This is a genomic window from Clostridium sp. DFI.1.208, assembly GCF_024463855.1.
Lineage (GTDB): Bacteria > Bacillota_I > Bacilli_A > Erysipelotrichales > Erysipelotrichaceae > Clostridium_AQ.
In genome coordinates this window covers 15989-28694 of the sequence record NZ_JANGCA010000049.1, presented here as the reverse complement: position 1 = coordinate 28694, position 12706 = coordinate 15989, and the positions used below count along the sequence as shown (strand labels likewise).

General features: G+C 45.9%; 13 protein-coding genes. 12 read left to right on the top strand and 1 reads right to left on the bottom strand.

Annotated features, from left to right (window positions below; translation table 11 throughout):
• The first annotated feature begins 379 nt into the window (after positions 1-379).
• From NE665_RS18985 to NE665_RS18955, 7 genes are all read left to right on the top strand, one after another.
• Complete coding sequence (locus tag NE665_RS18985; RefSeq protein ID WP_117442283.1) at positions 380-754, top strand: GntR family transcriptional regulator; 375 nt, start codon at positions 380-382, stop codon at positions 752-754.
• 15 nt (positions 755-769) lie between these two features.
• Positions 770-1627 carry an ABC transporter ATP-binding protein gene (locus NE665_RS18980; protein ID WP_117442282.1) on the top strand — a complete coding sequence of 286 codons (858 nt, stop codon included), beginning with the start codon at positions 770-772 and terminating at the stop codon, positions 1625-1627.
• Positions 1624-2262: an ABC-2 transporter permease gene (locus NE665_RS18975; protein ID WP_117442281.1), complete on the top strand. Its 639-nt coding sequence runs from the start codon at positions 1624-1626 to the stop codon at positions 2260-2262. The genes NE665_RS18980 and NE665_RS18975 overlap by 4 nt, the downstream gene beginning before the upstream one ends.
• A gap of 70 nt (positions 2263-2332) precedes the next feature.
• Positions 2333-2737 carry a hypothetical protein gene (locus NE665_RS18970; RefSeq protein WP_117442280.1) on the top strand — a complete coding sequence of 135 codons (405 nt, stop codon included), beginning with the start codon at positions 2333-2335 and terminating at the stop codon, positions 2735-2737.
• A 182-nt stretch (positions 2738-2919) separates the two neighbouring features.
• A complete protein-coding gene (locus NE665_RS18965; RefSeq protein WP_117442279.1) occupies positions 2920-3639 on the top strand; it encodes an ABC transporter ATP-binding protein in 720 nt (239 codons plus the stop codon).
• The gene (locus NE665_RS18960) at positions 3636-4376 is read left to right on the top strand and encodes an ABC transporter permease (RefSeq protein ID WP_117442278.1); all 741 of its coding nucleotides are present in this window, start codon (positions 3636-3638) and stop codon (positions 4374-4376) included. Before NE665_RS18965 ends, NE665_RS18960 begins: the two co-directional genes overlap by 4 nt.
• An 18-nt stretch (positions 4377-4394) precedes the next feature.
• Positions 4395-5246 (top strand): MerR family transcriptional regulator, encoded by an 852-nt coding sequence (locus tag NE665_RS18955; protein ID WP_117442277.1) that lies wholly within the window; start codon positions 4395-4397, stop codon positions 5244-5246.
• Positions 5247-5316: 70 nt separating this feature from the next.
• Here the strand turns inward: NE665_RS18955 and NE665_RS18950 are convergent, their stop codons facing one another.
• Positions 5317-5757 carry a DUF3788 domain-containing protein gene (locus NE665_RS18950; protein WP_117442276.1) on the bottom strand — a complete coding sequence of 147 codons (441 nt, stop codon included), beginning with the start codon at positions 5755-5757 and terminating at the stop codon, positions 5317-5319.
• Between the two features lie 277 nt (positions 5758-6034).
• On the opposite strand from NE665_RS18950, the gene NE665_RS18945 reads away from it, so the two are divergent.
• The 5 genes from NE665_RS18945 to NE665_RS18925 all read left to right on the top strand — a co-directional run bounded on the left by NE665_RS18945 (position 6035) and on the right by NE665_RS18925 (position 12643).
• Positions 6035-6730: a DinB family protein gene (locus NE665_RS18945; protein ID WP_117442275.1), complete on the top strand. Its 696-nt coding sequence runs from the start codon at positions 6035-6037 to the stop codon at positions 6728-6730.
• A 935-nt stretch (positions 6731-7665) separates the two neighbouring features.
• On the top strand, positions 7666-8349 hold the full coding sequence (locus tag NE665_RS18940) for a response regulator transcription factor (protein WP_178759865.1): 684 nt from the start codon (positions 7666-7668) through the stop codon (positions 8347-8349).
• A complete protein-coding gene (locus tag NE665_RS18935; protein ID WP_117442272.1) occupies positions 8339-9343 on the top strand; it encodes a HAMP domain-containing sensor histidine kinase in 1005 nt (334 codons plus the stop codon). The genes NE665_RS18940 and NE665_RS18935 overlap by 11 nt, the downstream gene beginning before the upstream one ends.
• A 58-nt stretch (positions 9344-9401) precedes the next feature.
• The gene (locus tag NE665_RS18930; RefSeq protein ID WP_117442271.1) at positions 9402-10085 is read left to right on the top strand and encodes an ABC transporter ATP-binding protein; all 684 of its coding nucleotides are present in this window, start codon (positions 9402-9404) and stop codon (positions 10083-10085) included.
• Positions 10082-12643, top strand: coding sequence for an ABC transporter permease (locus NE665_RS18925; protein ID WP_117442270.1), 2562 nt, complete (start codon positions 10082-10084; stop codon positions 12641-12643). The genes NE665_RS18930 and NE665_RS18925 overlap by 4 nt, the downstream gene beginning before the upstream one ends.
• The last annotated feature ends 63 nt before the right edge of the window (positions 12644-12706 follow it).

Genomic DNA, 12706 nt, shown 5'->3' with positions numbered 1-12706 from the left:
CATCAAAAAATTCAATATATCCTTCAAAATATACAAAAAAAGACAATTTCATTTCGAAAATTGCCTATATACAATAAAAAGCCTATGTCCTTACGAAAAGGTATAGGCTTTTGTCAACAATCTGAAATGAGAGCAATCTCATTTTTATTTTTTCTCAAAATCATTGTGAGGTAAGCCGATGTGCATAGCGGGTAAACATAGCCCCTTTCCTCATGATAAACATGGGAAAATATTATCCATGTTCATCAGGTAAGCTGTTATATCCAGTATTCAGTCCTATAAGGAGCTTGTAATTCTAACCCTTGTATTGACAATCCTGATAAGTGTATTATAATGTATATGTACAACAAGTACATCGAAGTACAATGGAGGTGGCCTTGTGCAAATACTGATCAGTAATCATACCACAAAACCAATTTATGAACAGATAACCTCACAGATTAAGCATGCCATAATGAGCGGAGAATTAAAAAGCGGCGATCCGCTTCCATCCATGCGTGCATTGGCGAAGGATCTGCATATCAGCGTTATTACGACACAAAAAGCGTATGAGGACCTGCAGCGGGATGGCTTTATCGAAAGTGCTGCGGGTCGTGGTACCTTTGTATCCTCACAGAACAAAGAATTTATTCGTGAGGAACAGCTGCGTCTGGCGGAGGCAAAGCTGCAGGAAGCCGCAGAAATCGGACGGTCAAATGGTATATCGCTTGTAACATTAACGGAGCTGCTTACGATGTTTTATGATGAAGGATAGGGAAGGAGTATCACTATGGATGCACTTATGCTAAAAAATGTATCAAAAGCATATGAGAATTTTCAGCTGAAGGATATTAGCTTTACACTGCCGGAAGGAACCATTATGGGAGTCATCGGTGAAAACGGCGCAGGCAAATCAACTCTTATTAATTGTATTATGGATTTGGTAAAGCGGGACAGCGGCGAGATTACGGTTCTTGGACAGCAAATGGATAAAGACAATCTGGCACTGCGCGAAGAAATTGGTATCGTTTTCGATATCAGTGATTTCTATGACAGCTTCAGTATTGAGCAGACGGAAAAAATTTTACAGGATGTTTATAAAAGCTGGGATCGTGAAACCTTTCAAAGATACAAACGACAGTTTGCATTACCCGATAAAAAGCGTATTAAAGAATTCAGTCGTGGTATGAAAATGAAAACAGCGATTGCTATTGCATTATCCCACAAGCCGCGGCTTCTCATACTTGATGAGGCAACAAGCGGTCTGGATCCCGTCATGCGGGATGAAATCCTGGATGTATTCATGGAGTTTGTTCAGGATGAACATCATTCTATCCTCATATCCTCCCATATCTCTACCGATTTGGAAAAGGTGGCTGACTATATTACATTTCTTCATAATGGAGAGCTTGTACTGTCTGCTCTTAAGGATGAATTGATCTATCAATATGGCATCATGAAATGCCGGGAAGAAGATTTTAAACAGCTAGATCCGGATGATATTATTCGCTACCGCAAACAGCCTTATGAAACAGTGGTGCTTGTCGAAAATCGCGAGGCAGCTGCACATAAATATTCAAACTGTATTGTTGAGCGCGCAACACTGGATGATATTATGCTGCTGTATGTGAAAGGAGAACAGATATGATTGGTTTGATACGAAAGGATTTGTATTATTTAGCCTCCAGCTGGAAGCCATTACTACTGTCTGCCCTCATCATTGGCGGATTTTCTACCTGGAAAGGCTTTGGAGCGATTCTAATTGTGATCTTGCCCACCTTTTTCGGATTGAGCGTGATGGGATGCATTCAGATGGATGCACAGAACAAATGGTACGACTATTACCGGGTTCTTCCCATTTCCTTCCGCAATGTTGTGGCAGCTCGTTATTTCGCATATCTGACGTTTACGGGCATCGGTTTCCTGATAACCGTTGTGTACGGTTATGTGATTCAATTTACAATGGGAATTACCACTTTGGGAACCCGGTTTGCTATGTGGCAGGGATTCTCAATGGGCATTGCACTGGCATTGAGCTTTGCAGCTGTCTTTATTCCTGCCACCTATTACAATAAGGGCGAGAAAATGGAGGTATCCATGATGATGAGCGGTTTTGTTTCCTTTGGAGCTGTATATCTTGCCAGCAAGCTGCTGATGCTGTTTGGTATTCAGCTGATGGATTATGCAGATATGTTTCTTCAGATTCTGTTATGTTCTTCCTTGCTTTTGTTTGCAATCTCATGGATAACATCAAATATCATAATTCAAAAACGTGCTTCGTAATAAGTACACTGTGCGTAATAAAGCAGCAACCTACAGAAACAAAAGAAAAAAGCAATCACAGGAGGAGAAGATGAGAAACATTACGAAGGAGCAGCTGGAATCTGCGCATAAGGAAATCGTGGCGATTATCAGAAAATGTGAGAACATGGAAGGAAAATTCGCAACAGGTACCTCGCAGCATACCTTATTGAAAAATCGGTTGTTTTCCATGCATGTGGCAAAGCAGCTGATTGAAGAAAAGCTGTCATTGCAAATGCGTACTGCGGATGAGAATGCAAAAATAATTCCCCTTCAGGAATTCGCCTCTGCCATAGAGCCGGTTCGCTCTATCATCAGAAAATGCAGTAAGGCACAAAGTAAATATGAAAAGGAAACAGCCAATTTTAATCGCTATGAGCCAATGATTCATGCGATGCAAATTGCAGAGCAGCTGCTTGAGGAGCAGCAGTTGCAGCAGGAAGCAGAAGCTTGCTAAAGCAGACATACACCAATTATAGAACGAAGCACATATAAGCTAAAAGTGGAATCACATGTAGGAGCCCTTTGCAGCTATATGTGTTTTTTCTGCTTTTTCCATAGGAAAAAAATTCCTGTCAAAAATCTGTTGACTCTCCCCCTACAGGAGCATGTAAGCTGAACATGGAAGGAGGAATGGCAATGAAAAGTATTGAGGTTTCAAATTTAACGAAAACATATAACGGAAGAGCGGTGGTTGACAAACTCAGCTTCTCCGTTGACGCAGGAGAGGTGTTCGGCCTGCTGGGGCATAACGGTGCTGGCAAGAGTACAACGATTGATTGTATACTGGGACTTACAAAGCCGGACAGCGGTAGTGCCCGTATTTTGGGACAGGATGCAGCCAAACACAGAAAAACGTTGTTTGAGCATGTCGGAGTTCAGCTGCAGCATGAGGCACACGCAAACAACATTCGCGTTTGTGAGGTATGCGAGGAAACCGCGGCTCTGTATCATGACCCTGCAGACTATCACATGCTCCTGAAGCAGTTTCAGCTGGAAGCATTCACCAATCAGAAGGTAGAACAGCTGTCAGGAGGTGAGCGGCAAAAGCTTTCCGTTGTCGTAGCACTGATTCCAAATCCGCAGGTGATTTTTCTGGATGAGCTGACGACCGGTCTGGATGTAGCTGCCCGCCGCGAGGTATGGCATATTCTGAAAACATTGAAGCAAAAGGGAATGACGATTTTTCTGACGACGCACTATATGGAGGAGGCCGAGAATTTATGTGACCGGGTTCTCATTCTGAAACAGGGCAGAAAATTATGTGAGGGTAGTGTTGAAGAGCTTATAGAAAACAGTCCCTATGAAAACCTGGAAGAAGCGTATTTATGGTACAGTGAGGAGGAAGTGAACATATGAAACGATTTCTGACATTTTTAAAGGTGGAAGGGAAGCTGAGTCTGCGCTGTCCGGATGGCATCATTTTCGGAATCGGTATGCCGATCGGCGTGCTGCTTCTGATTGCAGTCGTTGCCGGTTCACAATCCGCAGGCGGTGCAGATTATTCCTTTTTACAGAGCGCATTTGCGTCGCTGCTGACGGTGGGAATCTGTGCGACGGCTTTTATGGGGCTGCCGCTGACGATTGCAGATTACCGTGATAAGAAAATTCTGAAGCATTTCTTTGCGACACCGATTCGTCCGCTTATGATTCTGTCTGTTCAGGTGGTGATTGGCATGCTGACGGCATTCTTCTCAGCAGCTCTGGTTTCTCTGCTGGCAGTCTTCGGCTTTGGATATCGGATGGAAGGAAACCCATTCCTTTTCATAGGTGCATTTCTGCTGGTCATGCTGTCCATGTACAGCATCGGCATGATTCTGGCCAGCTTATGCAAAACGGTGAAAATTGCGAACGTCGTCACAACCTTCGTCTATTTTCCCATGCTGTTCTTATCGGGCGCGACCATTCCCTTTGAGCTGTTTCCGGATGCTGTACAAAAGGTATGCAATGTCCTGCCGCTAACACATGGTATTAAGCTGTTAAAGGCGGTTTCCTTGAATACATGGAGTGAGGAGATATGGATATCTGTCGCCCTTCTGATTGTATTCGCAGTTGTCGGCTGTATCATTTCTGTAGTATCATTTAAATGGGATTAAGAAAGGCGGGGCACCATTATGAATAAAGAATTTTTCTGTCATCAGGATCTATCGGAAAAGCTGTACCGGATTGGTGTATTTTCACAAATGAACCGCATTACGGTGAAAACACTGCGACATTATGATGAAATCGGTTTACTGAAGCCTGCCTATGTGGATGAGGATAGCGGATATCGTTACTATACATCCGATCAGCTGCTGCCGCTGCATAAGATACTGGCTCTTCGGGATATGGGATTTTCTCTGGAGGAAATACGCCAGGTGTGTAACGGAGCATCGCAGGAACAGCTATTACGGAGAAGAAAACAGGAGCTGCTGAAAATCATGGCGGAAGCAAGCGAAAAGCTGGCACGCGTGGAAGGCTACCTGATTGGAGGACATCTGGATGATGATTACCGTGTGATTTTGAAATCACTGCCAGCGGTAACGATTGCCAGTATGCGGGTACACCTCGACAGCTACGCGGATTTGTTTTATAAAATGCCGGATATGGGGCTGGAAATGGAAAAGGCTGGTTGTGAATGTAAGGAGCCGGAGTACTGCTTTACCGTGTATTATGATGACGAATATCGCGATCAGGATGTGGAGGCGGAAATCTGTGAGGCGGTTACCGAAATGAAAGAGGATCGCGGTGATTTGAAATTTCGAGAGCTGCCGGCAGTTGAGCTTGCTGCTTGCGTCATGCATAAGGGATCGTACCGCACACTGCCGCTGGCATATCGTGCTGTCGTTTCCTTCATCGAGGACAGCGGCTACGAGATTATCGGTCATCAAAGAGAATCATATATTGATGGTATCTGGAATAAGGACAGTGAGGAGGACTGGCTCACAGAAATCCAGTTTCCTGTGCGCAGGATACAGAAAACCTAAATCACTAAACAGGATAAAAAGCATGGAATCTTTTAAAAAGGAATCCATGCCTTTTGTATAGCATTCTTTTTCAGTCAGACCTTGCAGTATCATAGCAGCCTGCACGTAGGGCGATCAGCTTCCAGATGTCCTGATACAGGGCGCCTTCATCCTCTACGTCTATCATTAGCCAGCGCTGTCCGTTGCCTTCTGCTGTTTCATGAATGATTTCCTGCAGTGCAACATCGAGATGCGGCAGCAGCGCTTCCAGAAACGGTGCTTCTTTTTTACCGACGACGATCAACAGCGTGAAATACTGTTCCCGCGCATACAGGGTACAAAGCGTTTTGCCCCTTTTTTTGAATTTCATATTCCATCCGTATTCCCATGCGCATTTGCTGAATTCCATTTGCGGTTCACAGGAATAGACGGCCTTCATCGACTGCAGGAATTTCTCAAACAGTTGGTTATGGATGCGGGCGCTAAAATCCTCGATATGCGGGATGTGCGTGCTGTCCTGCTGTATATCCATACATTCCCTCCTTCGTATCTATGTTTATGATAACAGTATACAATTATTTTCACTGCTTGTCTTGTCACAGAATGCGCATGTCACTATGCTGCAATGCATATGCGAATAAAGCTATATCGCATTGGCTTAAGGTTTAAAATCGGACATGCGAATGATATAATGAAAAAAAGGCATTCTCTTTAAATGGAATCTGTGAGTGGGAATACTGAATACATTACTGTGAGCTGAAAGCTGCATAGGAAGCAGCGACTTGAAACGTGGAAAGGGAGTATAGCGGATGAAATATTTTGGTGAAGGATTGAGTGAACAGCATAAAAGGCTGCAGCATATCATTCGAAAGGAACAGGAGCTGGATGCAGCGAAGAAGCTTTTTCTTTCCATTCATGCGGCATTGCATTCATCCGCAATTTCCGAAATGCCCTGTAATGAGGTAGATGCTCTTCTGCAAGATTTACAGGAGTATGAATATGCAATCATGCCGACGAGTAAGGCGGAAACGATCGCCTGGGTAATCTGGCATATCGCACGTATCGAGGATTTGACAATGAATATGCTGGTGGCGAGGCAGGAGCAGGTATGGAATGCGGAGTGGAAGCAGCGACTGCATACCAAGCTGGAGGATACAGGCAATGCCTTGACAGATGATGACATCATGGAGTTTAGCAAAACGGTTTGTATCCGGGAGCTGCTGGCTTATCGAAATGCAGTCGGATGCAGGAGCAGACAGCTTGTACAGGAGCTCACATTTGAGGATATGAAACGTCATGTTTCACAGCATGATCTTGCACGGATTCGTTTATGCGGGGGTGTCTGTGAGCATCCGGATTCCTTATGGCTTTTAGAATTCTGGGGGAAAAAGGATGTTGCCGGTATTCTTTTAATGCCGCCAACCCGTCATATGCTGCTGCATCTGAATGACTGCTGTCGCTGGAAGCTGGAAATCAGAAACAGAAAGCACCTGTATCGCAGCTGAGAAATACATTGCTGTATGCAAGGTATCAGGCGCAAAGGAAAAACGGATAGGGAAAGCATAGTGCGCTTACTCGATTCTGGATGTTTAGAATATAAGAGAATTCAAAATGACTGTATTTGTTCATTGGAAATTGAATTCTCTTTTTTTCATCAATTCTTCTAGCAGGAAACCCAACGAAAAAACGAAAATGTTAACCGCAATGAATATTTTATATATATCCTGAAGCAAGAAAGAGGCAGGTGTGGTTTTTCGTTTAGGATAAACAGAATGCAGGGAATCAACGTTTATGCTGTTGGTGAAACGCTGCAGGGATGCTTGCATATAGAATCCTGTGTCTTTTCACGTAGTACAAGAGCCGAAGTGCATTTACAATGAATGTATCCTACATGAAATACACACAATGCAGTAGGCTTCTTATGATATTGAGGGGACTGCTTCTGTACGTGTGGCTTTGAATGGATAAAAGTCGGAAAAGATCTTTGCCATGTTCAGGAAGCATAGCAGTTTACTCGGCTTTATCAAACAAATCATTGTTTACGTAAAGCAGGCGGCTGTCTGTTTTTTTAGATAGGAACCTTGATTCGAAGAATAAAAACGTACAAAGCAGCCTTGCTTATCTGGCAAAGCTGTTTAAAAGCTTGCGCATGTGATAAATGACTGCATCCGTTGAATTGCCGTATCCCGTTTTTTAAGAAGTCTCGATTTTCAAAAAGTCATAGCGTATTAAGCAATCGCCTTACCCTGCGCATCTAGCTGCATATGCGCTTGATTCCTTTGCTTTGACAGACATCTGATTTCTTGATGTGCATCGCTTTCTGCGAATACATGGAATTGGAAATATTTACAGCCTGCCTGATTGTGACAGTTTTGTCACAGACATAGACAGGGCGGTATTTATTTTTTATAATACAGAAAAGGAAAGGTTGCGGGTGCTTATGAAATTGCTGTTTGTTGAGGATGACCAGGCCATTGCGATGGGGCTTGTTTACACACTGAAAAAGGAAGGCTATGAGGTAGTGTGGTGCGACCGTAAGCATTCGGCACTGCAGCAGCTGGATCAGCAGATATTTGATTTGCTTCTGCTGGATGTCGGACTTCCCGATGGCAGTGGATACGATATCTGTACATATGCAAAAAGCCGACAGGATGTGCCGGTACTGTTTTTGACTGCGCTGGATGATGAGGGAAATGTCGTGATGGGGCTGGATATGGGTGGTGACGATTACATTACAAAGCCGTTTCGTATCAATGAGCTGCTCAGTCGGATGCGAAGCGTACAGCGCCGCTATCACCGGCAGGAGGAGGATATTGTTCAGATCCAGTATCTCAGCATTTATCCGAAACAGGGAAAGGTATACAAGGAGCAGGAGGAGGTGCTCCTGACAGCGCTGGAATACCGCCTGCTTATGGTGTTTGTCAATCATCCGCAGCAGGTGCTCAGCCGTTCACAGCTGCTGGAGGGGATTTGGGATGTTGCCGGTGATTTTGTCAATGACAATACTTTGACCGTTTATATCAAACGTCTTCGTGAAAAGCTGGAGCGCGATCCGCAAAATCCGACAATCATTGTGACGGTGCGGGGAATGGGATACCGGTTGGAGCTGCATCATGCTGCGTAATCGGGAGCTGCGTATTGCTGTTTGGATCAGCCTTGCTGTTATGCTCATCACCGCCTGTCTCCTGCTACAGATTTCTTCGATCGCCATGCTTATCGCGCTGTTTTCCCAGGGGCTGCTACTGGGGATATATCTGCTACTCAGCCAATACCGGTATACACAGCTGAAAACGCTGTCGATGTATTTGCAGCAGGTTTATCAGGGGGACGGCGCTCTTGATATCCCGCAATACAAGGAAGGGGAGCTTAGCATACTGCATAGTGATCTCTACAAAATCACGCGCACGTTGCAGCTGCAAAAGGAGAGTCTGCAAAAGGATAAGCTGTTTCTTGCTGATTCCCTTTCGGATATTTCCCACCAGCTGAAAACACCGCTGACCTCGATGATGGTGATGAGTGAGCTGCTGAAGGATGAGCATCTCTCCAAGGAGCAGCATGATCAGTTCGTGGATGCTTTACGCCAGCAGCTCAAGCGTATTGAGTGGCTGGTTTCCACGCTGCTGAAGCTGTCCCGGATCGATGCGCAGGTGCTGCAGTTTCATCCGCAGCAAATATCAGTGTATCAGCTTTTACAGGAAAGTCTGGAGCCTTTGCAGATTCTGATGGAGCTGAAGGAGCAAACCTGTACGCTTGTCTGTGATAAAGCGCTGTGTGTGATAGTGGATGTTCGCTGGAGCGTGGAGGCATTGGTGAATATACTGAAAAACTGTGTAGAGCATACACCGCAGCAGGGAGCTCTTCATATTTCGGTACAGGACAATCCACTGCATACCTGTATCCGCATTCAGGATGGCGGAGAGGGGATTCCTGCGGACGAGTTGCCGCATATATTCAAACGCTTTTACAGAGGCAGGCATGCCTTCAAGGACAGTGCGGGAATCGGTCTTGCCATGAGCAAGGCAGTTTTCCAGCAGCAAAATGGCGATGTCGAGGCGCTTTCCAATGAGCAGGGAGCCTGCTTTCTCATTCGCATATACAAGGATGTGACAATTTTGTAAGTGCACCATCACGAAGGAGTCATAAAAGTACGATATGCTAAAGAGGAGGAGGTAGCTTATGGAAATTTTAAGAGTAGAGCATTTATCGAAACGATATGGACAGGGGGAGGCGCAGGTGAGCGCACTGGATGATGTGTCCTTCCGTGTGGAGCAGGGCGAATTCGTCGCCATTGTGGGGCCGAGCGGGAGCGGAAAATCCACGCTGCTGCATCTGCTGGGCGGTGTGGATCAGCCAAGCAGCGGAAGGGTTTATGTGAGTAACAAGGATATGTATGCGCTCGATGAAACCGCACTGGCGATTTTTCGCAGAAGACAGATCGGTCTTATCTATCAGTTTTATAATCTGATTCCCGTGCTGAATGTGGAGGAAAACATGACACTTCCCCTGTTGCTGGATAATCGCAGAGTCAATGAGCAGCAGCTGGACAAGCTGGTGCAGGCACTGGGGTTGAAGAAACGATTACACCATCTGCCCAGTCAGCTCAGCGGTGGTCAGCAGCAGCGCGTTTCCATCGGCCGTGCATTGATGGCATCCCCGGCAATCGTACTGGCGGATGAGCCGACCGGTAATCTGGATCGTGCCAACAGCAGAGAAATCATCGAATTGCTGAAACGCCTGCACGATGAGCTGCACCAGACACTGATCATCATCACACATGATGAAAGCATCGCTTTGCAGGCGGATCGTATTTTAAAAATTGAGGATGGTCACATTGTACGTGATGAGGTGATTCGTCGATGAATATCATACAGAAGGTGACATGGAAATGTATGAAGGCCAGCAAGCGAAGAACGATGGTTACCATCTTTGGCGTTATCCTGTCCGTTGCCATGATATCTGCAGTGTCCGTTATCGCGCAATCCTTTCAGGATCTGATGCTGCGCAATGCCCGTGCCAATTTTGGTGAGTTTGAAATGGAATTTTATGATGTTCCCGCCAAACAGGCAGAGAAGCTGGTACAGGATGCCCGTGTAAAGGAAAGTCTGATTTCCTATCAGGACACCTATGCATATCTCAAGGACGTAAAGGATACAAAGCGAAAATACATACAGCTTCAGGTCTATGATATGGAGCACCTGCATCTGAATGCCTTGCAGCTGGTAAAAGGAAAGCTCCCCCGGCATAAGAATGAAATTCTGTTGTCGGAAAGCTTTATGGAGACAAGCGGTACCTCGTGGGAAATCGGAGAGAGTATCACGCTGCCGATCGGTTATACGATACAGGAGGATGGCAAGCGGACGTACTCACAATGGAATGTGGCGGATGCAACCGATAAAAGCTTTCATCAAACTGGAGAGCGGACCTTTCAAATCACCGGTATCATAGATGATGGAAGGGTGCATTTCGGGAGTCAGAATTATGCCTTTTATCTGCCGTTTCAGGGAAATGAGGGAGATGTGGACAACCGGTATGTGATTTCCTTTACAATGAGGGAGCGCACTGCGGCTATATATGAGGATGCGCAGCAGCTTGCAGAGGATTACGGCTTGCGCGATGTGCATATCAATCCCAACAACACCCTGCTGATGTTTTACGGTATCAACGATGACAACGGCTTTATGACAACGATTACGCTTGCTACGGGAATTGTCTCCCTCATCATTATGATCGGCTCTATATCGCTGATTTACAATGCCTTTGCCATCTCACTTTCCCAGCGCAGCCGTTATTTGGGAATGCTGGCCAGCATAGGGGCCACGCGAAAACAGAAGCGCTCCTCCGTTTTCTTTGAAGCCTTTGTGATTGGAAGTATTGCCATTCCAATCGGTATGCTGGGTGGATATGCAGGTATCGGACTCACCTTCCTTTGTATTCAGCCGCTGATTCAGGGAATGTTTGAAGCTACCGTAAAGCTGCAGCTTGTCATCACGTGGCAGAGTGTGCTGGTTTCTGTTCTGTTTTCCTCCATCGTCCTGCTGATCAGTGCCTGGCTTCCTGCACGACGCGCATCCCGTATCACGCCAATCGATGCGCTGCGGCAGAATCAGGATGTCAGTATACGGGCAAAGGATGTGCGAGGAACACGCTGGATTCGCCGATTTTTTGGCTTTTCCGCAGAGCTTGGCGCAAAAAATATGAAGCGAAGCAGACACCGCTATTATGCAACCCTGTTTTCGCTGATTATCAGTATGGTTCTCTTTATGACAGCCTATAGCTTCTCCACCTTTATTGCGCAGGCCTTTTCGATGGCACAGGGGGAAATTCCAGCCGATGTAACAGGAGGAATGAGTGGCTACAAACAGCAGGAAAAGGAAACAATACGAAAACAGCTTTCACAGCTTTCCTATGGTGATGCGTTTCTTTATATGGAAAGCGTAACGCTGCAGGATCATTCAGACGCAGCCTACAGTAAGCAGCTCCAGCAGCGTTTGGATTATGGACAGCGTCTGAGTCTACAGGTTATCGCTTTGGATGGTGAGAGCTTTTCCCGCTATGCGAAGCAGGCCAATGCATCCATAGAAGACGCTACAGGTGAAGCTGTGCAAGCAATTCTGTTAAATAAGCTGACCTATAAAAAGGAGAATACCTATACCGATTACCGGTTACTGAAGGATGCACAGAAGGGAATGACGCTGCAGGTTGGCAGGGAGGATGCAACCTATGAGACAGCAGTAAATATTGCGGCAGTCAGTGAGGTGCATCCGTGGTTTCTGCCGGCGAATGTCGATGAGCTGCACACCATCTATCTGATCACGAATGAGCAGTCCATGCAGGCGCTGAAAAAGCAGCTGCATATCACAGAGGACATGCTGTCGATGAACTTTCAGTATCGCTCCTCTCAGCCCTATGCACTGGAGAACGAGCTGACGCAGCTGCAGTCCCAGCATCCGTCCGGGACGATCTTCAAGAGCAATATTCGGGCATTGAAGGAGCGGCAGAACCAGCTGTCCCTGTTCCTGAATGTCTTCCTGTATGGCTTTGTAGTGTTGATTCTTCTGGTCAGCTCAGCCAATATTTATAACACGATTTCCACGGGGATTGCGTTGCGCAGACGGGAATTCGCCATGCTGAAATCTATCGGAATCACACCGCGTGCCTTTCATGCGATGCTCCGTACGGAAATTCTGCAATATCTGGGCAGAACCATGCTGCTGGGTATACCGCTTTCTTTGTTCATTCTTTACGGAGTATACGCCATTCTGCAGCATAATTTCGCCTTTGCCTTCACGATTCCATGGCAGGGACTGCTGTTTATCATCCTTCTGCTGGCGGCTTTGCTGTTTGCGAGCATGCGGATGGCACTGCATGCGATGAAGAAGGATAATCTGATGGAAACGATTCGACAGGAGAGCATATAAATGCTCTTCTTTTGCTTTACGCCCTGCAAGTAAACAAGCAGCTGGTTGTTTGTATAGGAAGCT

What these genes read in the sequence shown, in the direction of transcription:
- NE665_RS18965 (WP_117442279.1), top strand. Translation starts at nt 2,920, where the DNA reads ATGAAAAGTATTGAGGTTTCAAATTTAACGAAAACATATAACGGAAGA.
- NE665_RS18980 (WP_117442282.1), top strand. Translation starts at nt 770, where the DNA reads ATGGATGCACTTATGCTAAAAAATGTATCAAAAGCATATGAGAATTTT.
- NE665_RS18960 (WP_117442278.1), top strand. Translation starts at nt 3,636, where the DNA reads ATGAAACGATTTCTGACATTTTTAAAGGTGGAAGGGAAGCTGAGTCTG.
- NE665_RS18955 (WP_117442277.1), top strand. Translation starts at nt 4,395, where the DNA reads ATGAATAAAGAATTTTTCTGTCATCAGGATCTATCGGAAAAGCTGTAC.
- NE665_RS18970 (WP_117442280.1), top strand. Translation starts at nt 2,333, where the DNA reads ATGAGAAACATTACGAAGGAGCAGCTGGAATCTGCGCATAAGGAAATC.
- NE665_RS18945 (WP_117442275.1), top strand. Translation starts at nt 6,035, where the DNA reads ATGAAATATTTTGGTGAAGGATTGAGTGAACAGCATAAAAGGCTGCAG.
- NE665_RS18940 (WP_178759865.1), top strand. Translation starts at nt 7,666, where the DNA reads ATGAAATTGCTGTTTGTTGAGGATGACCAGGCCATTGCGATGGGGCTT.
- NE665_RS18925 (WP_117442270.1), top strand. Translation starts at nt 10,082, where the DNA reads ATGAATATCATACAGAAGGTGACATGGAAATGTATGAAGGCCAGCAAG.
- NE665_RS18935 (WP_117442272.1), top strand. Translation starts at nt 8,339, where the DNA reads ATGCTGCGTAATCGGGAGCTGCGTATTGCTGTTTGGATCAGCCTTGCT.
- NE665_RS18950 (WP_117442276.1), bottom strand. Translation starts at nt 5,757, where the DNA reads ATGGATATACAGCAGGACAGCACGCACATCCCGCATATCGAGGATTTT.
- NE665_RS18930 (WP_117442271.1), top strand. Translation starts at nt 9,402, where the DNA reads ATGGAAATTTTAAGAGTAGAGCATTTATCGAAACGATATGGACAGGGG.
- NE665_RS18975 (WP_117442281.1), top strand. Translation starts at nt 1,624, where the DNA reads ATGATTGGTTTGATACGAAAGGATTTGTATTATTTAGCCTCCAGCTGG.